Origin of the sequence: Kitasatospora sp. NPDC085895 (assembly GCF_040702125.1) — a bacterium.
GTDB classification, from domain to species: domain Bacteria; phylum Actinomycetota; class Actinomycetes; order Streptomycetales; family Streptomycetaceae; genus Kitasatospora; species Kitasatospora arboriphila.
In genome coordinates, this window is the sequence record NZ_JBFBJY010000075.1 from 22844 (window position 1) to 42867 (window position 20024).

A 20024-nucleotide genomic window follows, 5' to 3' on the forward strand; every position below is an offset into this window, starting at 1 on the left:
TCCGGCATGACTTCCACCAACTGGTCAGGGGACGTGGCCGCGGGCCCTGGAAAACCTGCTCACGGCACCGGCGGCGGGCCGGCGAGAGCAGCAAATCAGCTGGTCCTGCGCCTTCCGCGGTCCCTGACACCCTCCATACGGGTGAGCCGGAATTATTGACACCGCCTTGACGGCGGCGTCACCCGGCCGGGACCGCACATCGTCCGAAACGAGTCCGGGCCCGGGGCAGCCAGGCTGCGCCGGGCCCGGACACCGCCGGTCTCAGAGCTTCTCGGGTTCGGGGACGTCCCGTACCGGGGCCGGCTCGCCGCGCCGCATCGCCCCCGGCGCCCGTCGCGCGGGCCGGTCGGCACGGGGAGCGGAGGAGAGCTGCCACGGCACGCTGATCACCATCACACCCGGGGTGAACAGCAGCCGGGACTTGAGCCACAGCGCCGACTGGTTGTGCAGCAGGTGCTCCCACCAGTGCCCGACCACGTACTCCGGGATGAACACCGCGATGGCCTCGCTGGGGTGGGTGCGCCGGTAGTCGCGGACGTACTGGACGACCGGCTTGGTGATCTCCCGGTACGGGGAGTCGAGCACCTTCAGCGGCACCTGCACGTCGTAGGCGCTCCACTGTGAGCCGAGCTCCTCGGTGGCGTCCTTCTCCACCGCCACCGTCAGGGCCTCCAGACTGTCCGGCCGGAACGCCTGGGCGTAGCCGAGGGCCCGCAGGGTGGCCTTGTGCAGCTTGGAGACCAGCACGACCCCGTGCACCCTGGCCGGCTGCACCGACTCGGCGCGGGCGTCCTCGACGGCCAGTTCGTCGGACACGGCGTCGTAGTGGCGGCGGATGCCGCGCATCATCAGCCACAGCACCGCGGCGGCCAGGACCGCGAGCCACGCCCCCTGGGTGAACTTGGTGGCCAGCACGATCACCAGCACCAGGGCGGTGAACACGCCGCCGAAGGCGTTGATCATCCGGGAGCGCCGGGCCGAGGAGCGCACCGCCGGGTCGGTCCCGGTGCGCAGCACGTCGTTCCAGTGCCGGACCATGCCGAACTGGGAGAGGGTGAAGGAGGTGAACACGCCGAGGATGTACAGGTGGATCAGGCTGGTGACGTTCGCCTGGTAGAACCACAGCAGGGCGCCGGCCACCACCGCCAGGGCGATGATGCCGTTGGAGTACGCGAGGCGGTCGCCGCGGGTGTGCAGCTGCCGGGGCAGGTAGCGGTGCTGGGCGAGGATCGACGCCAGCAGCGGGAAGCCGTTGAACGCGGTGTTGGCCGCGAGGATCAGCACGAGCGCGGTGGCGGCCTGGACCACGTAGAACAGGGTGCTGTCGCTGCCGCCGAAGACGGAGGCGGCGAGCTGGGCGATCACGGTGGGCTGGGTGTAGTTCGCGCAGTCACCGGAGACGCCGGTCAGCCGGCAGGGGTCGTCCACGTAGTGGACCTTGGCGATCATGGCGAGCCAGGTGACGCCCACGAACATCACGACCGCGGTCAGGCCCATCGCCGCCATGGTGGTGGCGGCGTTCTTCGACTTCGGTCTGCGGAAGGCCGGCACCCCGTTGGAGATCGCCTCCACACCGGTCAGCGCCGTACAGCCGGAGGCGAACGCCCGCAGCGCGAGGAGCAGCAGCGCCAGGCCGGCCAGGTTCGCCTTGCCCGGCTCCGGTTCGATGCCGTACGCCGCGCTCTCGGCCACCGGGGTCTCGCCGAACACCACCCGGATCATGCCGGTGACGATCATCAGCAGGATCGCGGCGATGAACAGGTAGGTCGGTGCGGCGAACGCCCGCCCGGACTCGCGGACGCCCCGCAGGTTCATCGCCGTGAGCAGGACGACGAAGCCGAGCGCGAAGCCGACCCGATAGTCCGCCAGGCCGGGGAAGGCGGAGATGATGTTGTCCACGCCGGAGGCCACCGACACGGCAACGGTCATCACGTAGTCGACCAGCAGCGACGCCGCGACCACCAGGCCGGCGCTCGCCCCGAGGTTCTTCGACACCACCTCGTAGGAGCCGCCGCCGCTCGGGTAGGCGTGCACGACCTGGCGGTAGGACATCACCACGACGGCCATCAGCACGACGACCGCCGCGGCGACCCACGGCGTCAGGTGGAGGAAGGCGGTACCGCCGACCGTGAGGACGAGCAGGATCTCGCCGGTGGCGTAGGCGACGGAGGACAGCGGGTCGGAGGCGAAGATCGGCAGCGCCAGTCGCTTGGGCAGCAGCGTCTCGCCGAGCTCCTCGCTGCGCATCGCCCGGCCGATCACGAGACGCTTCAGCGCCTGGGGCAGGTTGAACACAAATCGAGCGTATGACTTGCGCACACGGCTGCAATGTTGTCGTACGGCCCCCTCCATTGCTCCATCTACTCAACATTTCCGCAGGTGGGAGGGGTAGAAGGTTTCATTTGGCGCCGTTTCGAGTGCGGTAAGAGCACCGTTAAGGGATCGTCAATATCCGCATACGGAAAACGCGATAAGGGGCATACCGGGCACCTCACGTACGCAGGCGGAGGCGGCGGACGACGGTGTCGGTGTGGCGGCGCAGGGCGCGGTCGATGACGGCGCCGCGCTGGTTCTGCAGGGCGCGCTGCCACAGCCGGGCGGGTTCGACCTCGGGGATCAGGACGGTGATCCGGTCATGCGCGCGTTCGACGATCAGGGCATTGACGTGGTCGGCGATGGGCCGGCCGAGGCGCCGGCGGCCGTCCGTGATCTCGACCAGGGGGACGCCGGGTCGCCACAGTTCCCGGTCGCGGCGCAGGGCCTCGGCCGCCTGCCGGTCCTCGGCGTCCGGTGCGGCATGGACGACGGTGACGACCAGGGTCGCGATGCCGGTGAACAGGGCGCCGAAGCCGTTCAGCAGCGCCTTGCCGTGCCAGCCGGGGCCGCGCTGCTGCCGCCGGTGCCGGACCATGCCGACCTGGCAGATGGTGAAGCCGACGAACACACCGATCGCGAAGAGCGGCACCAGGCTGTTCACGTCGCCGCCGGAGGCGACCAACAGGGCGGCCGAGACGAGGGCCAGGAAGAGCACGCCGTGCCGGTGGACCTGGTGGTCGGCGCGCAGCGCGAAGACGTGCGGCAGGTGGTTGTCGCGGGCCAGCAGGTGCATCAGCACCGGCAGGCCGCCGAAGGAGGTGTTGGCGGCCAGGGCCAGCAGGACGACGGTGGCGAACTGGACCAGGTGGAAGCCGAAGCCGTGGCCGAGCGAGGCGTCCGCGAGCTGGGCCAGCACCGTCACGCCCTCGGCCGGCTGCAGGTGGAAGTGGCCGATCAGCACGGCCAGGCCGATCAGCATCACGCCCGGCAGCGCGCCGAGCGCCACCTCGGTGCGCTGCGCCCGCTTGACGCCGGGTGTCCGGAAGGACGGCACCGCGTTGGCGAGCGCGCGGATTCGGCGATGCCCCGCAGGTTGACCGCCGTGACGAGAGCCAGCTCACCGAGACAGAGCCAGACCCGGTCCGCATACAGCGCCGGGAACGCGGAGGTCAGCGCAGCCACTCCGGCGGTCACCGAGACCGCGACGTTCAGGATGAAGCTTCGCCGTCTTCGAACGTGCCGGTCGGAGGGGCTGGCGTGCGGGCCCTCCGGGGTGCTCGGGCTGGTGGATCGTAGGAGTCTGGGCTCTTGATCGTCCGTCACGGTGCTGTCAGCGGCCGGCTCGAGGTTGGTCAGGACGAGTAGGGCGCCCACGAGAGCGGTGGCGCGGGCGGGGTCGGTGCGGAGCTTGGTGAGCGGATAGTCGCCCTCGAAGCGGAGCGCGGCGCCTCATCGGTCTGGCGTCACCCGCTTGCGCCGCGGCGGGTCGGCACCTGCTAGCAGCGCGGGCTACATGGTGGTGGCCGATCCGGAGGGAAACGGGCTCTACTTGGAGTCAGCGATGGGGAACTGCACCCCGGTGAGGTCTTCGGAGACGGCCCACAGCCGCTTCTGGACGGCTGCCTCGTACGACTGCAGGCTGGAGGTGACCGGCCGGGGGTGACCCTTGACCTCGTTGCGTCCGCCGGGGCCGTAGTACTGACCGCCGAGCGCGGCGGGGTCGGTGGCGGCGCGCAGGGTCGGCAGCGCGCCCATCGCCGGCGTCTGAGTGATCAGCGGCGCGAGCCAGGTGAGCGGGAGCCGGAGGGCCGCGGGGCTGTTGCGGGCGAGCTCGGTGCTGGAAAGGCCGGGGTGGGCGGCCACCGCGACGGTGGTGCCGTGCGCGGCGAGCCGGCGTTGCAGTTCGTAGGTGAACATGAGGTTGGCCAGCTTGGACTGACCATAGGCGGCGGCCCGGCTGTACGACCGCTCCCCTTGCAGGTCGTCGAAGTGGATCGCGGCCCGGATGCGGTGGCCGGTGCTGCTGACCGTCACCACGCGCGAACCGGGCACCGGCAGCATCAGATCCAGCAGCAGCCCGGTGAGCGCGAAGTGGCCGAGGTGGTTCGTGCCGAACTGCATCTCGAAGCCGTCCCGGGTGGTCTGCTTCGGGGTGTACATCACGCCGGCGTTGTTGATCAGCAGGTCGATCCGGTCGAGCCGGGACCGCAGCGACGCCGCCGCGGTCCGGACGGAATCGAGCGAGGTCAGGTCCAGCGCCTGGACGGTCACGTCGCCGGTCATGCGGGCCGCGGCCTGCTCGCCCTTCTCGACGTTGCGCACGGCGAGCACCACGGACGCCCCGTGCTCGGCGAGCGCCTTGGCGGTCTCGTACCCCAGTCCGGTGTTGGCCCCGGTCACCACGGCCACTCGCCCGCGCTGGTCCGGAATATTCGCCGTCGTCCACTTTTCACTCATGCCGGGCTCCCACCTAGTTACGTACCGCAGGTACCTTGTGCCGAGGACGTTAAAGTACTACCGGTACGTTGTCAACGTACCGCAGGTACCTAAGTTAGGATGGTGATCATGACGTTCCAGCGGGCGCGAACCGAAGAGCAGCGGGAGATCCGCCGACGGGCGATCCTCGACATGACCTCGGCGATGCTCGCCGAGATGCCCGTGGCCGCGGTCACCCTGAACGAGCTCAGCCGCCGGGTAGGACTGGCGAAGCCGAACGTGCTGCGCTACTTCGAGTCTCGTGAGGCGGTGCTGCTAGAACTGCTGGACCGCCTCCTGCAGGAGTGGCTGACGGAACTGGCAGGCGAGTTGGCCGCCGGCGTCGACGAAAATCTACCCATGGACGAGCGAGCGGCAGCAGTGGCCGAGATCCTCAGCCGCTCGCTCTCCGGCCGAGTGGTGCTGTGCGACCTCTTCGGCGCACAGAGCAGCGTCCTGGAACACAACGTCTCCGTCGAGGTCGTCGCACGCTACAAGCGCGCCTCCCTGGACCGCCTGACAACCATGACCGCCCTGATCCAGAAGTACCTGCCGGAGCTGGGCGAGAACGCAACACTGTTCAGCCTGCAAACCATGCTCACGGCCGGCGCGCTGCCGGCGTACAGCACACCCCCACCCAGCCTGCAGGCGGCCTACCAGGCCGAGCCCGACCTGGCCCGCTTCCACTTGGAGCTGAAGGACTACTTGAAGCTGGCCCTGACCGCAACCCTCCTGGGCGTGCTACCCCGCCGCTGACCCGTGTTGCACCGGAACAGGCAAAAATCCTCTGCACTTCTCGAGCGCTCGGACGGCGGAGGCCGGGGTGCCCGAGCAACTCGCCGCGGAACAGGACGCGGCGTCCCCGGCTGCGGTGCAGGTGGCCGGCCGCGCGGTGCTGCTGGTCCCGCACCGCGGGCCCGGCGTCGGTGAGGACGCGCTGCCGCCTGACCACCAGAGGATCCTCGCGATCGTGCGGGGCGAGGGCGGGCCGGTGGCGGTCAAGGTGGTCGGCGAGAAGCCGGGGCTGGAGGTGGTGGTGCGGGGCAAGCTGGAGCCGCTGCGCGGGAAGCTGTCCAAGCTCGCCGGGCGGGGCTGGCTGCGTAAGCTGCCTGACGGCCGCTTCACTACGCGCCAGTGACCTGTGGCGCCGCGGACCGGGGGCGTAACCGCGGTGCCCCCGGCGGCCGTTGACGTTCTGTGACGAACACCAACAAGCCCGCCGAGGGCGTCTCCCTTGTCTACCGGTGCCGCCTGGACCTGTCCACGAGCACCATCATCTACCTCGCCGACCTGCTGCGATCCCACCTGAGAGCGATCCGGTCCCCGTTCCAGCCTGCGAGACGGATCGCGGTACTGGTGCCGGCGATGCTGCGGCACGACCAACGGCTGCTGGACCTGGCCGGCGGCAACGGCGTGCCAGAGTCCACCCTGCGGCGCTGGCACGACGAGATGATCGACCTGCTCGCCGCGCGGGCCCCGCGCCTGGACCGTGCGCTTCGCAAGACAGCCGCCCGGGGCGGGGAGGTCATGCTGATCGACGGCACCTTGATCCCCACCCAGCGCCGCACCGGGAAGGCGAACCGGCCCAACTACTCCGGCAAGCACCGCCGTCACGGCCTGCACTTCCTCGCCCTGACCGACGAGCGGGGCCGCCTGATCTGGATCTCCGCCGCACGGCCCGGCCGGACCCACGACGCCACCGCCGCCCGCCGCGACAAGATCGTCGAGCACCTGAAGGCAGCCGGTCTCGGCGCCCTGGCCGACCTCGGCTTCCTCGGTGTGGACAAACCCGAGAACCCCGATGACCAGGTCATCGTCACCGGCTACAAGGCCACCCGCGTTCGCAAGCTCACCACCGGCCCAAAGCAGGCCAACCGGATCCTGGCCGCCGGACGCGCCCCCGTCGAACACGGATTCGCCCCCCTCGAGGCATGGCGGATCCTCACCAAGCTCCGCACCGACCCCGCCCGCGCCACCGCTCTCGTGCGCGCCCTACTCGTCCTGACCAACCTCGAAGCCGGCCGCTGACAGCACCGTGACGGACGATCAAGAGCCCAGACTCCTACGATCAACCAGCCCGAGCACCCCGGAGGGCCCGCACGCCAGCCCCTCCGACCAGCACGTTCGAAGACGGCGAAGCTTCGATGTAGTCGATCACCAGCGAGGCGGCGGCCGTCGGCGCGGTGCGTCTGCCGAGGTGTGCCCTGGCGACGGCGTACGAGCGGCTGTCGGGCGGCTGGGGTTCGGCCGCCCCCTGGACTCCGGCGGGCAACGGATCGACGGGACCGGACATCGGGTACCTCCGCGGACAGGGGATGCTGGTGCGATCGTCCGGCACGTCCCGACCGGCGGAGTCCTTCCCTACGGCGTCCTGACGGCATGTCCCGTGATCTTGATGCCGTTCTGACGGCGGAGCAGGCCGAACCCCCGACGGGGCTCCCGGGGGTTCGGAGGTGACACCCGGCGCCGGTGGCACGCGGCGCCGGGTGGTTCATGGCCGGCCACCCGCCGAGCCTGCAGCACGACGGCTCCATCACCGTGGGGCGCCGCACCTGGGACGCCGACACCCTCGGCCTGCCCGAGGAGGGCGTCGAACTGCGGATGTTCGGCAACGGCATCTACGTCGGCCGGTTCATGCTCGAACCCACCCCCGGAACCGTGCCGTCCCGCCAGGCGCGGCTGGTCGCCGTGACCCTGGCCGACCACGCCGGTGCCGCGCTCGACAGTCTCACCCGACCCGTCAAAGCCGCCCTGACCGACGCCGGACGCACTGCATGGCGACGGGCCGTCGAAGTCGGTTTCGGTGGGCCCGACGCCATGTCGCGCACGGCGGCTTTCCGGACATCCCTCCGCGTTCCTGCCGTCCGCCCGAGCCGTCCTGACGAATCACTGACGGCACGGCATCCATGCGCGAACGCTGCCACCGGGGCCACGCCGACACCGACCCGCGAATCGGAGATTCTTTCGCATCGATGTGCTTGGTAAAATGAGCGCCAACGGTGTGCCGGGAAGTCTGGTCGGCCGGGGGACGGACCGCGGCGACCGCCGTGGCGCCCTCGCGAACTGAGCTGGAGTTTCGGCGATGCGCGCGGTCGGGGCAGTCCTTCTTCTCGTGGTCCTGGCCACCGCGGTGGCCACCGGCGCCCGCCGCTGGCGCATCCCGGCACCCTCCCTCCTGGTACTCGCCGGGATCGCGGTCGCCCTGATACCCGGGGCGCCCGCCCTGCACATCGCCCCCGAGACCATCGGCCTGGTCGTCCTGCCCCCGCTGCTCTACGCCTCCGCCGAGGAACTGTCCCTGCGCGATCTGCGCTCGGTGTGGCGGCCGGTCACGATCCTCGCCTTCGGCCTCGTCCTCGCCTCCGCCGCCCTCGTCGGCGCACTCGCCGCCGCCCTGACCCCGTTGCCGGCCGCGATGGCATTCGTTCTCGGCGCGGTCCTGGCCAGCACCGATCCGGTCGCGGTGACCGCACTCGGTCGGAGGCTCGCCCTGCCCGGCCGGGTGCAGGTCCTGGTCCAGGCGGAGAGCCTGTTCAACGACGCCACCTCGCTGGTGCTGTTCCGGGTCGCCGTCACCGTCGCCGTCGCCACCGGCGCGGTCAGCTGGCAGGCGGCGGGCGGGCAGTTCGTCCTGCTGGCCGGTGGAGGCAGCGCGATCGGCGCCGCCGTCGCCGGCGGAGTCACCCTGATCCGCCGCCGCACCACCGACCCGGTGCTGGAGACGGTCATCGCCCTGGTCACCCCGTACGGCGCCTACGTGCTCGCCGAGTCCGCCCACACCTCCGGCGTCACCGCCGTGGTCGTCGCCGGCGTGCTGCTGGGCCGCTCCGGGCACCGCCTGACCGACGCCCGGATCCGGCTCCAGCTGCACGCCGTCTACGCGGTCGTGGTCTTCCTGCTGGAGAGCGTGGTCTTCAGCATCGTCGGCCTGGAGCTGCCCACGCTGGTCCGGGAACTCCCCGGCGGAAGCGGAATGTGGCCGCTGCAGGCCCTCGCCATCGCCACCGTGCTGATCGCACTGCGCGTCTTCTGGATGCTCCCCCTCTCCGCAGCGGTCGGGCCGAGCCGCGGACGACCCTCTTGGCGGATCGCCGCCGTGGTCAGTTGGGCCGGCACCCGCGGGGTGATGCCGCTCGCCGCCGCGCTGTCGATCCCGCTCGCCGCCGAGAACGGCACCCAGCTGCCCGGGCGGGCCCTGGTGCTCGTTCTCACCACCGCCGTCGTGGTCTTCACCCTCGTCGTCCAGGGGCTGAGCCTGGCACCCGTCGTCAACCGCTCCGGGCTGGCGCTCGAACCGGAACACACCGCCCGCGAGGAAGAGGACGCCCGTGGCGCACTCACCCGGGCGGGCCTCACCCACCTCGACCAGCTCGCCGACCTGGAGACCATCCCCGGGCACGTCGTCGACCGCGTCCGCCGAGGCCTGGAGGCCAGGCTCGAACCCCACGACGAACCGGCCACCGGAACACCCGCGCTGGTGGTCTATCGCGAACTGCGCCGTGAGGTCATCGCCGTCCAGGGCGACGAGCTGCGCCGTCTCTACGACGACCACCGGATCAGCGACACCACTCGGCGCACCCTGCAGCGCGACCTCGACCTCGAGGAGACCGGCCTCGGCACCGCCTGACGGCCGGCGCGGGCGGCACGGTCCCCCCCTGCAGCCCGTCCGTGGGATCGGTATCGTCCGCCCCGGTGCACCAGCCCTGCAGCAGAGGGCCCGCGCGGAGGAGGACCCATGGCCGACAACGGCCCCGAAGCCCGGCACCCGACACCCGGTCACCCGGTCACCCGGGTCGTACCACCGGCTTGGCGGGCCTCGCACTGACGATCGGTGCCCTCGGCGTGGTCTTCGGTGACATCGGCACCAGCCCGATCTACACCCTGCAGACCGTGTTCAACCCGGAGGACCCGCACCCCGTACCGGTCTCCACGGAGAACCTGTACGGGGGTGGTCTCGCTCATCTTCTGGTCGGTGGTGGTCATCGTCCTGGTCACGTACGTCCTGCTGGCGATGCGCGCCGACAACGACGGCGAGGGCGGCATCACGGCGCTGATCACCCTGCTGCGGCGGTCGGCCTCACAGCGGGGCCGGAGGACCACCGTCGTCCTGGCCGCGCTGGGCGTCTTCGGTGCGTCGCTGTTCTTCGGCGACAGCATGATCACCCCGGCGATCTCGGTGCTCTCCGCGGTCGAGGGGCTCAAGGTCGTCGAGCCGTCACTGGAGGACGCGGTCGTCCCGATCACGGCGGCGATCATCGTGGTGCTCTTCCTGGTCCAGCGCAGGGGAACCGCAGCGGTGGGCCGGGTGTTCGGGCCGGTGATGATCCTCTGGTTCACGGCCATCGGGGCGTGCGGGATCTCCGGCATCGCCGACCACCCGGAGATCCTCAAGGCGCTGTCCCCGAGCTACGCCCTGGGCTTCCTGTTCGGCCATTTCGACATCGCGTTCTTCGCCCTGGCCGCGGTCGTGCTCGCGGTCACCGGCGCCGAGGCGCTCTACGCCGACATGGGGCACTCCGGCCGCCGGCCGATCACCCGCGGCTGGCTGTTCCTCGTCTTCCCCTCCTGCACCCTGAGCCACCTCGGACAGGCTGCGCTGATCCTCGACGACCCCGCCGACATCAGCAGCCCGTTCTTCCTGCTGGTGCCCGGCTGGGGACGGCTGCCGATGGTCGTGCCGGCCACGGCGGCCACCGTGATCGCCTCCCAGGCCGTGATCACCGGCGCGTACTCGGTCGCCTCCCAGGCCGCACAGCTCGGCTACCTGCCGAGGCTGCGGATCGCGCACACCTCCGAGTCCACCATCGGCCAGATCTACGTCCCCTGGATCAACTGGCTGCTGATGGTCTCGGTGCTCACCCTCGTCTTCGCGTTCCGCAGCTCCACGGCGCTCGCCTTCGCCTTTGGCATGGCGGTCACCGGCACCATCACCACCCTGCTGTTCTTCTACGTCGCCCGTGCCAGGTGGGGCACGCCGAAATGGCTGGTCGCCGTCGGTGCGACCGTCCTGCTCCTCGTCGACCTGCTCTTCGTGGCCGCCAACGCCACCAAGCTCTTCCACGGCGCCCGGCTGCCCCTGCTCATCGGCCTCACCGCGTTCACCGTCATGTCGACCTGGCAGCGTGGCCGGGAGATCGTCACCGCCGAACGGGAACGCCACGAAGGATCGCTGCGCCAGTTCGTCGACCAGCTCCACAGCGGGCGAGTGCGGGCGCTGAAGGTCCCCGGCACGGGCTTCCTCTGCGCCCGCACCACCGCTCGGGGATTCCGGTCCCCGGACCTCCGTGAAGTGCTCGCGGGCGCCCTCCAGCCACCGGTGCCCGGTCACCCGGGCCAGACCGAGTTCGCCGGCCTCCGCGCGGACCCGGTCCGCCGTGCCTCCCCCGGTGTGTGGACGTACTCGCCATCAGCGGTACTCGCGCAGGCGGGGCCTGACGCCGAGGACGGTGAGCGCAAGGAGCGCAGCCAGCAGCGCGGTACCGCCGGCGGCTGCAGCTCCGTCGAGTTCGCCGTCCGCATGCGCCACTGCGCGGTCCATCGCCTGCCGGTTGACGGCGAGGACGGCGTCCAGCGCGTCGCCGAGCTCGGCGAAGTCGGCATTGGACTGGCCGGCCGCGAGGCCGGTGTTGAAGGTGACGGCTTCCTTGAGGCGGCCCCGGGCTCGCAGGGCGCGCATCCTCCGGTCGTCGAGCTGGTACTGCCGGAAGCTCTCCAGTACGCGCTCGGCGGTGTCCTGTTCACCGGCGAAGGTGATGTTGCGCAGCTCGTCGCCGAGGTATCCGCCGAACGGGACGTCGCTGCGGTCGGCGCGATGCGCCTCGGCCGCGGCCTTCAGCCGCAGGTCGTAGTCGCCGAGCGAGGCGCCCTCGATCCGTGCGAAGGCCTGGGTCTTGTCGAAGAAGCCCTGCTCGTACGCGGCGGCCCGGACCGGGTCGGTGAGGTAGCGGCTCTCGTCCGCGTTCATGTCGTAGGCGGTGGCGCGGGCGCGGCTGAGGGCGAGGACGGAGTCGTAGGCGTTGCTCTTGGCCACCACCAGGTCACGGACGGCCTGCGTGGAGAGGTGCAGCCCGGTGAGCAGGGCGACCGCGGTCAGCAGGGTGACGGCGGCCAGCAGCGGGTTGACCAGGCGGCGGAAACGGACGGTGAGCGTGTGCTGCAGGACGCCGAGCGCCACGAGGGCGAGCAAGCCGGTCGCCAGGATCCACCACCAGCCGGCCGCGAGGCCCTCACGCTGCTCCGTGTAAACGCGGTCCACGGTGGCGGCGTTGGCGGCGGTGACCTGGTCCGCCGCGGGCAGGAGGCGCTGCCGGAGCAGGTCGGTGGCCTGCCGGTAGGTCTCCAGTGCCTGTGCGGGCGGTCGGCCGGCGGGGGCCTGGGCCTGGTCCTCCAGCAGCTGGGTGCGGGCCACCAGCGCCTCGTAGCGGCCGAGTTCGCCGATCACGGTCTGCACCGCGCGCTGCCCGGCCGGGTCTCCGAGGGCGGCCTCGGCGGCGCGCTGGAGGTCCTCGCCGGCCTCGGTGCGGCGCTGCTCGTAGGTGTCCAGGGTCTGCCTGCGCAGGGCGAGGTGGTCGGGGTCCGCGCCGATGAGCAGGAGGTTGGCCGCCTGGGCGTCCATGTCGCTGAGGGCGAAGTAGAGGTCGGCGGCGCGGACGGCCTGCGGGGCGGCCCGGTGGCCGATGGCGTCGATGCCGTCCCGCGCACCGGCGAGCACCGAAGCGACGGCCCCGCCGAGGCCGAGCACACAGACCAGGCAGGCCGCGGTGAGCGCCCGGACCAGCCTCGGGGTGGTCCAGGAGGACCGGCCGACACGCCTGCGGGCAGCCGAGACCACGGCAAGGGGAGCGCGCGATCCGGGCAGCCCGGCTGCTGCCCCGGGGCCCGCCACCGCCGGCGAGCCCGTCCTCTTGGTACCGGTCGTCGTATCCAGCGCACCCGGTGCCATGACCGCGCGTCCCCCTCCCCCTGCCGGTGGGCCGCCGAACGCCCTCCTCGGTGTGCCCGTCCGGAGAGCCGGACTCCGGCACGGCCCCGCACTCCTTCCCCACGAAGGACGGGGGCCGTTCGGCGCAGCTCACGCTAGGGGCCGCCCGACCGCGGCAGACCGCTCCCTGACGCTCCCTTGACGCCTGCGACGGTTTCCCTGACGGATCATTGACGGTGGAGGCGCCGTCAGCTCTCGAACCTCCTGCGGCCCGAGCACCTCCTTGACGAGCCCGTACAGCGCCTTCGGAACTCCCGTGCCGGGTCGACGACGGCGTTCTTGCAGCCCGCATCGGCCCAGGTCTTGGGACGGTGGGGGCTCTTGGCGGCGACCGCGGTCAGCAGCATGTCTCCCGGCCCTGTCGTCCTTGGTGCTCGCGGCGGTGACCAGGACTGCCAGCCGGGGGCCGGGAGTGTCGGTGCTGATGTCCCGCCTCCTGATTGCGGTCCTCCTCCCGAGCAGCAGTGCCGCGGGGGCTGCGGTGCCCGCCACCACGGTGACGAACCCGAGGGTGACGGCGATCAGTGACGCGCTTGAGCGAGGCCGCCCGCGCCGGTCGACCATTTACATAAACTATGAATATAAAAGCGCTATGCTTCGACCATGAGTCGTCAAGACACCGCTCCTGGCGCGTCCGCCGCCATCGGGGCAGCCCTCTACGGCCTGGCCACCAGGGCCGCGAGACGCCTGCCCCGGGACATGAGCCTGACGTCCGCCGCCACCCTGGCCACCCTGGACCGGACGGGCCCGCGGCGCATCACCGATCTGGCCGCGGTCGAGGGCGTCACCCAGCCCGCGATGACCGCGCTGGTCCGGGTGATGGAGGAGTCCGGCCTGGTCGAGCGGCGGGGCGACGCGTCCGACAGGCGGGTCACGCTGGTGTGCCTGACCGAGGCCGGTGCCTCCTACGTCCGGACGCGGCGCCAGGCGGGCGTCCAGGCGTTCGAACGGTTGATCGGCGAGCTCACCGGCGACGAGGTCGAGGCGCTGGTGGCGGCCCTTCCGGCGCTGAAGCATCTGGCAGAGCTCGAAAGCCAGGACCGCGAAGGGCCGGAGCGGTGACCGGGCAGCCGGTCGACGGGGTCGCGGTGAAGGCGTTCCCGGCGGCGCGTTCCGAGGCTCGGCTGCTGGTCCCCGCCCTGGTGTTCATCGCCCTGGTCGTGGCGGCGGTCGCCAGCCTCGGGACGCCGCTCATCACCAGCGTGGCGACCTCGTTCCACGTCTCGCTCGGCAGCGCGCAGTGGACGCTGACCGTCGCGCTGCTCAGCGGCGCCGTCGCCACGCCGGTCCTGGGCCGGCTCGGAGCCGGCCCGCACCGGCGGGCCACGATCCTCGCCACGCTGGCGGTCGTCGTCGCCGGCAGCGCGCTCACCGTGCTGCCGCTGCCGTTCGCCTGGCTGCTGGCCGGCAGGGCGGCCCAGGGCGTCGGGCTCGGGCTGACGGCGCTGATGATGGGCGTGGCCCGGGACCACCTCCCCGAGGAGCGCAGCGCGGCCGTGATCGCCCTGATCTCGGTGGTCTCGATCATCGGGGCCGGCGTCGGCTACCCGCTGGCCGCACTGCTCGCCGAGCTCGGCGGGGTACGGGCCGCCTACGGCCTCGGCCTGGTCGTCACCGCCGCCGCCCTCCTGACCGCGTGGCGCTCCATGCCCGAAGCCCCCGAGGGCCGCTCCGCCCGCGTGGACGTGGCAGGCGCGGTCGTCCTGGCCGCTGCGCTGCTCCTGGTGCTGTTCCTCGCCGGCGAACGGAACCTGTGGAGCCGGCACCTCGCCGTGGCGGCGGGCCTCGCCGTCGTCGCGGTGGTGCTGCTCTGCGTCTGGGCCGTCATCGAGCTGCGCAGCACGACGCCCCTGGTCGATGTGCGGGCGGTGCGGCACCCGGCGGTCGCCGGGGCGAACCTCGCCATGTTCGTCGGCGGGATCGGCATGTACCTCCTGCTCACGCTGATCACCCGGTACGCACAGACGCCGCACGGCGCCGGCTACGGCTTCGGGCTGACGACCTCCGTCGCCGGGCTGGTCCTCGTCCCGTTCTCGGTGCTGGGGTTCGTCGCGGGCAGGCTCACGCCGCGGGTCCGGACGCGGATCGCCGACCCTCTGCTCCTGGCAGGCAGCGCCGTCGTGGTCGGCGGCGGGTTCGCCCTGTTCGCGGCGGCCCGGTCGGACCTGGCCGAACTGTTCGCGGCGATGGGCGTGCTCGGCTTCGGCGTCGGCGGCTTCTCGGCCGCGATGCCCGGCGTCATCCTGGCCGTCACCCCCAGGAGCGAGACGTCGAGCGCCATGAGCTTCAACTACGTCGTCCGCAGCGTCGGGTACTCCCTGGGCAGCGCCGTCGGCGGCCTGATCCTCGCCGCGGGCACCGACCCCGGCCACCTCTTCCCCGACGACGGCGCCTACACCACCGCGGCGCTGGTCGGCATCGGCGCCATGGCGATCACGGCGCTGACGGGCCTCGCCCTCGCCCGCCGACGCCCGTCCGAGGCCAACTCGTAAGCTGGGTGCACGTATGACAACACTGGAGGTGTCATGCCCAAGGGCTACTGGGTCAGCGTCTACCGCACCGTTTCAGACCCCGAGAAGCTGGCTGCTTACAACAAGCTGGCCGCTCCGGCCGTCAAGGCCGCAGGCGGTCGGACCTTCGTCCGCGGCGGTCGGGTCGTGGCGCATGACGCCGGGATCGCCGAGCGCACCGTGCTGGTCGAGTTCGACAGTTTCGAGCAGGCCGTCGCGGCGCACGAGAGTGCGGCCTACCAGGAGGCGCTGGTCGCCCTCTCCGACGGCGTCGAGCGCGACTTCCGCATCGTCGAAGGCATCGACTGACCGAGGTCCGGTCGGATCTTCACTGAAGACCCGACCGTCTTGGTTTTCGCTGCTGCGGCTGCTGGTGCGGCGGGGTTCGTGGGTGCTCGTGCCGGTCGTGGGCGGCTGTCTTCGGCCTTGATTCCCTGTCAGCGGTCGAGTTCGAGGTTCGGCAGGACGAACAGGGCCCGGAGCAGGTTGGTGGCGCGGGTGATGCGTGAGTGTCGGGGGCCGGGACCAGGCCGCGGCTGCCGAGAGGTCTCACGGCGCCGAGCGGCACAGGCCCCTCGACGCCGCGATCACCGCCTGCCGGACGGGTCACCCGCGCGGGCCGGGGCCACCGTGGCGGGCACCGGCAGCGACCTCGACCGACCTCGACCGCGCGACCGAGGAGGCGGCGCCCACCCGACCGTCCCGGCCACCGGGGTCCGTGTCAGTGGACCGGTTCGAGATGGTCGGCGCCCGGGCGCCCGACGCTCACACGGGCGGCGAGGAAGCGGGCGGCGCGGTCGAGTGCGGCGTCCGCCTCGTCGAGGCGGCCGTAGTGGTGCTGGTAGACGTGGGGAAGGCCGGGGCCGATTTCGAGCGTGACCTCGACGTCGTCGGCGCCCGCTCGGCCGGCCAGCCGGACCGCGTCGTCGAGGAGCACCTCGTTCGCCCCGACCTGCACGAGGAGCGGGGGGAGTCCGGTGAGGTCGGCGAACACCGGACTGGCCAGGGGATGCGCCCTGTCGCCTGCGCCGACGTAGAGATCGGCGCAGTCGCGCACCTCGGCCTCGGTGAAGATGGGGTCGGCGCTCTCCTTGGAGCGGATGCTTCCTCCGGAGAGGGTGAGGTCGGCCCAGGGGGAGAAGACGACCACGGCGGCCGGCTGCGGCAGCCCGGCCTCCCGGGCGGCGAGCAGCGTGGCGATGCTCAGTCCGCCACCGGCGGAGTCACCGGCCATGACGAGGTCCCGTGGGTCGGTGCCCGACGCCAGCAGCTCGCGGTAGGCCGCGAGCCCGTCGTCGACGGCCGCGGGGAAGGGGTGCTCGGGCGCCAGCCGGTAGTCCACCGACGTCGCGCGCAGCCCGGCTCGGCGGGCCAGTTCACCGGCCAGCCCTGCATGGGTGTCCGGTGAGCCGATGACGTAGCCGCCGCCGTGCAGGTAGAGCAGTCGACCGCGGCCGGAGGCTTCGGCCGGCTCCAGCTCCAGGGCCGGCCGGCCGCCCAGGACGGTCCTGCGGGTGACCACGCCCTCCGGAGCGGGCCGGGTGAGGGCCGCGGCGAAACCGCTGCGCTGCTCCTCGGGAGTGGGCCGAGTCTCGTTGCGAGGGGCGGAGCGGAGTACGGCGTCCAGGGCGTCGCGCTGCTGTCGGGACATGCGGGCCTCCATGGGTCGGGGGTGCGAGGATGGATTCCTGGGAATCCACCTGCCCGACCCAACCGGATTCCGAGGAAGATGATTCCCAGGAATCCACTGGAAGGCCAATGTGAGCCACATCACCCCGATCTTCACCGATCTGGTCCGCGTCGAGACTCGGCTCTACAACGCGGTGAGCGCCCGGTTGCGCGCCGAACAAGGGCTGGGACTGGGGCAGTTCGAGCTTCTGGAGATCATCGACCGCGTGCCGGAGTGCCGCGTGCTCGACATCGTCGGCGAACTGGCGATCACCGTGGGAGCCGTCAGCAAGGCCGTCGACCGGCTGGTGGCCGCAGGCTGGTGCCAGAGGGTCGCACACCCCCAGGACCGCCGCTCGTCCGTCCTGCGCCTCACATCCGCGGGTGAGAAGCAGCTGTCCGCCTCCCGTCCCGTCGTCGAGGGCGAGCTCGCCTCGCTGACCTCGACGGTTCCCCCCGACGACCTGGCCCGCATCGCCTCAACCCTGGCCGCCCTCCGCGCGGCCCTCGAGGCGAGCCCCCACTGGGCCGGCCGGGGGGAGGGGAAATGACCCGCGAACGGCATCCGACCCCGGGTTGAGTGATACCGCCCGGACGGCCTGCACCGCGCCGGCGCCGGCCGTCGGCCGCGCACTCGGTCCACCGCCGTTCCGCCTGCGGCCAGGGTCCTCCCCCGTGACGGGTTGACCCGCGCTCCACTTGGCGGCCTTTCGTCAGCTCTCGCGCTCGGTCCCGGCCGAGGCGCCTCGGTGCCGGCGTGCCGGCGTGCCGGCGTGCCGGCGTGCCGGCGGCTGACCGATGAACCCGTCGGCCGACCGATGACCCAGCCGGCTCACCGGTGGAACCACCCCGACCCGGGGAGAAGGTCGGGCCCCGAAAACGCGGAGCGAGGTGCCGAGTCAGAGCACGAGCGCGCGCCGGCCCCCGGGTGATCTGATCCCGCAGCGTGTCTGCGGACTCAGGCGGATCCGCCTGCGCGGCCGTCAGGAGCCCGACCAGTGCCGCGCCGTCCGCCGGACACGCCGCCGGGTCGGCGGTCAGCGCCCGTCCCACGACGGCCGCCAGCGCCGGGTCGAGGGCCTGCACCGCTTCCAGCGCGAGCGGCCCGGGCCCGGTGTCCACGATCCGGCGGATCACCGCACCCGTGCCGGTCGCGGCGAACGGGCTCGCCCCGTGCGCGGCACACACCACGCAGCACGCCCACGCCCAGACATCAGCGGCCGACCCGACCGCACCGTCGTCCAACTGCTCGCGTGCCATGCACGTGAGGGTTCCCGGGCCGCCACCGGTCCGCGTCAGCCGGGGGCCGTCCACCATCGCGGCGATGCCGAAATCCGGCGGCCGCGGACCGGCGTGCCGGCCAGGCGTACCGATGGCGGTGTCCGCGCCGGATCGGGAACAGGCCGAGACACCGGCCACACATGGCCGGTGTGCGGGAATCACCCGCCGACGCCCGCACCCGTGGGCGCGGTCCACCGCGGGTGCCGTCGGACGGCCGACCGTCGCGCACGGGCGTCGCAGGGACCTCCCAGCACTGGGCCGTCGACAAGGGCGCTTTCCGCGTCCGTTCTCCCGGACCGCAGGCGACCGGAGGACTGGGTGACTGGATGACTGGATGACTGGATGACTGGATGACTGGACAGAAATATGACGACCGGTCTACTTTGGCGGCATGGGAGTCAAGGGCGAGGAGACGCGGGCGCGACTGGTACGGGCGACCCGGGACCTCGTCGAGGAGCGGGGCTACTACGGCACCGGGCTCAACGACGTCCTGGCCGCCAGCGGCGCACCCCGCGGGTCGATGTACTTCCACTTCCCCGCGGGCAAGGACGAGATGGTCGCGCTCGCGCTCACCGAGGCCGGTCAGGACATCGGAGCACTCATCGCGGGCGCCGCCGAATCCGGGGAGCCCCCCGCCGACGTGGTCCGTCGGCTGCTGGAGGCGCTCGGCGACCGGATGGAGGAGTCCGGCTACGCCAAGGGGTGCCCGGTGGCGACCGTCGCCCTCGAAGCCGCGGCGGGCCACGAGCAACTGCGCCGGACGTGTGCCGACACCTACCAGGCATGGCAGGACGCGCTCGCCGCCATGCTGGTCCGCCACGGCCGCGACAGCGACAGGGCCGAGGCCGCGGCGTGCGCCGTCCTCGCCCTGGTGGAGGGGGCGCTGCTGCTGTCCCGCGTCGCGCACAGCCGAACCCCGCTCGACCGGGCCGCCCGCGCCGCCGAACTGCTGATCCGCGCCGACACCGCCTGATCCGGCCCGCACGGTCGACTCCGCGCGGCCATGCCATGACCAAAAAATATGTAGACCGGTCCGTTTGAAAGGATCCCCATGTCCAGTCCCGGCATCCTCGTCCTCGGCGCCAGCGGCTTCATCGGCCGCTGGTACGTCCTCGAGCTGCTCACCCGCGGCGAACACGTCGCCGTCGGCCTGCGCGGTGGCGCCGCCCGCGACGGCGATCTGCGCAGCTGGCTGACCGCCCGCGGCGCCGCACCGGACGCGGTCGCCGAGCGGCTCACCACGGTCGCCGCCGACATCACCCGACCCGGCCTCGCCCTCCCGGCGGCCGACGAACACCGGCTGGAGGGCGTCCGCGACGTCGTCAACCTGGCGGCCCGCTACGCCTTCGGCCTCACCCGCGACGAGGCCCGCGCGGCCAACGTGGACGGTGCGATCCACCCCCTGCACTGGGCCGCCGGCCGCCCGGAGCTGCGGCGGCTGGTACACCTCTCCGGCTACCGGGTCGGCCGCAGCACCGGACAGCACCATCCCCTGCCCGCCGCCGACGCCGACCGCCTCTACCGCGAGCTCGGCGCCTACGAGGCATCCAAGACGGAGGGCGACATCGCCGTGCGCACCCTCGCACCACGGCTGGGCGTGCCGCTGACGGTGGTCAACCCCGGCGCCGTGATCGGGCACTCCCGCACCGGTGAGGCCGGTCAGCACCTCGGCCTGGCCACCCTCGTCGAACAGCTCTGGCCTCGATCGTTCACGCGCGCGCGCCGGCATGAGGGGTTCGGCTGGGCTGTCCGGTTCCTGATGATTCGTCCTGCGGTGTGATGCTCGCTGGTCA

15 protein-coding genes and 2 pseudogenes are annotated in these 20024 nt (G+C 72.0%); 12 read left to right on the top strand and 5 right to left on the bottom strand.

What is annotated here, in order from left to right; genetic code table 11:
- Positions 1-261 precede the first annotated feature (261 nt).
- From AB0442_RS32880 to AB0442_RS32890, 3 genes and pseudogenes are all read right to left on the bottom strand, one after another.
- Complete coding sequence (locus AB0442_RS32880; RefSeq protein WP_366167297.1) at positions 262-2247, bottom strand: APC family permease; 1986 nt, start codon at positions 2245-2247, stop codon at positions 262-264.
- Positions 2248-2491: 244 nt separating this feature from the next.
- Positions 2492-3534, bottom strand: a pseudogene (locus AB0442_RS32885) (amino acid permease); the annotation flags it as partial.
- Positions 3535-3861: 327 nt separating this feature from the next.
- The gene (locus tag AB0442_RS32890; RefSeq protein ID WP_366167284.1) at positions 3862-4773 is read right to left on the bottom strand and encodes an SDR family NAD(P)-dependent oxidoreductase; all 912 of its coding nucleotides are present in this window, start codon (positions 4771-4773) and stop codon (positions 3862-3864) included.
- A gap of 108 nt (positions 4774-4881) precedes the next feature.
- Between AB0442_RS32890 and AB0442_RS32895 the strand changes: the two genes are divergently transcribed.
- From AB0442_RS32895 to AB0442_RS32920, 6 genes and pseudogenes are all read left to right on the top strand, one after another.
- Positions 4882-5547, top strand: coding sequence for a TetR/AcrR family transcriptional regulator (locus AB0442_RS32895; RefSeq protein ID WP_366167285.1), 666 nt, complete (start codon positions 4882-4884; stop codon positions 5545-5547).
- Positions 5548-5614: 67 nt separating this feature from the next.
- Positions 5615-5929, top strand: a complete 315-nt coding sequence (locus AB0442_RS32900) for a hypothetical protein (RefSeq protein WP_366167286.1) — start codon at positions 5615-5617, stop codon at positions 5927-5929.
- 59 nt (positions 5930-5988) lie between these two features.
- The gene (locus AB0442_RS32905) at positions 5989-6819 is read left to right on the top strand and encodes a transposase family protein (protein WP_366167288.1); all 831 of its coding nucleotides are present in this window, start codon (positions 5989-5991) and stop codon (positions 6817-6819) included.
- Positions 6820-7284: 465 nt separating this feature from the next.
- Positions 7285-7776 carry a hypothetical protein gene (locus tag AB0442_RS32910; protein WP_366167289.1) on the top strand — a complete coding sequence of 164 codons (492 nt, stop codon included), beginning with the start codon at positions 7285-7287 and terminating at the stop codon, positions 7774-7776.
- Between the two features lie 97 nt (positions 7777-7873).
- Complete coding sequence (locus AB0442_RS32915) at positions 7874-9418, top strand: Na+/H+ antiporter (RefSeq protein WP_366167290.1); 1545 nt, start codon at positions 7874-7876, stop codon at positions 9416-9418.
- A 348-nt stretch (positions 9419-9766) separates the two neighbouring features.
- A pseudogene (locus AB0442_RS32920) lies at positions 9767-10984 on the top strand (KUP/HAK/KT family potassium transporter); the annotation flags it as partial.
- 213 nt (positions 10985-11197) lie between these two features.
- Here the strand turns inward: AB0442_RS32920 and AB0442_RS32925 are convergent.
- The gene (locus AB0442_RS32925) at positions 11198-12622 is read right to left on the bottom strand and encodes a hypothetical protein (protein ID WP_366167299.1); all 1425 of its coding nucleotides are present in this window, start codon (positions 12620-12622) and stop codon (positions 11198-11200) included.
- Positions 12623-13471: 849 nt separating this feature from the next.
- Here AB0442_RS32925 and AB0442_RS32930 point away from each other — a divergent pair.
- Genes AB0442_RS32930 through AB0442_RS32940 form a run of 3 tightly spaced genes read left to right on the top strand, consistent with a single transcriptional unit; the run spans position 13472 to position 15591 of the window.
- Positions 13472-13834: a MarR family transcriptional regulator gene (locus AB0442_RS32930; RefSeq protein ID WP_366167298.1), complete on the top strand. Its 363-nt coding sequence runs from the start codon at positions 13472-13474 to the stop codon at positions 13832-13834.
- Positions 13831-15264, top strand: a complete 1434-nt coding sequence (locus AB0442_RS32935) for an MFS transporter (RefSeq protein ID WP_366167291.1) — start codon at positions 13831-13833, stop codon at positions 15262-15264. The genes AB0442_RS32930 and AB0442_RS32935 overlap by 4 nt, the downstream gene beginning before the upstream one ends.
- Positions 15265-15297: 33 nt before the next feature.
- Positions 15298-15591, top strand: coding sequence for a DUF1330 domain-containing protein (locus AB0442_RS32940; RefSeq protein ID WP_366167292.1), 294 nt, complete (start codon positions 15298-15300; stop codon positions 15589-15591).
- Between the two features lie 412 nt (positions 15592-16003).
- On the opposite strand, the gene AB0442_RS32945 is transcribed toward AB0442_RS32940, so the two are convergent.
- The gene (locus AB0442_RS32945; RefSeq protein ID WP_366167293.1) at positions 16004-16933 is read right to left on the bottom strand and encodes an alpha/beta hydrolase; all 930 of its coding nucleotides are present in this window, start codon (positions 16931-16933) and stop codon (positions 16004-16006) included.
- Between the two features lie 109 nt (positions 16934-17042).
- Here AB0442_RS32945 and AB0442_RS32950 point away from each other — a divergent pair, with 109 nt between their 5' ends.
- From AB0442_RS32950 to AB0442_RS32960, 3 genes are all read left to right on the top strand, one after another.
- On the top strand, positions 17043-17501 hold the full coding sequence (locus tag AB0442_RS32950; RefSeq protein ID WP_366167294.1) for a MarR family winged helix-turn-helix transcriptional regulator: 459 nt from the start codon (positions 17043-17045) through the stop codon (positions 17499-17501).
- Positions 17502-18622: 1121 nt separating this feature from the next.
- Complete coding sequence (locus tag AB0442_RS32955; protein WP_366167295.1) at positions 18623-19204, top strand: TetR/AcrR family transcriptional regulator; 582 nt, start codon at positions 18623-18625, stop codon at positions 19202-19204.
- Positions 19205-19282: 78 nt separating this feature from the next.
- Positions 19283-20011, top strand: a complete 729-nt coding sequence (locus AB0442_RS32960) for an SDR family oxidoreductase (RefSeq protein ID WP_366167296.1) — start codon at positions 19283-19285, stop codon at positions 20009-20011.
- Positions 20012-20024 lie beyond the last annotated feature (13 nt).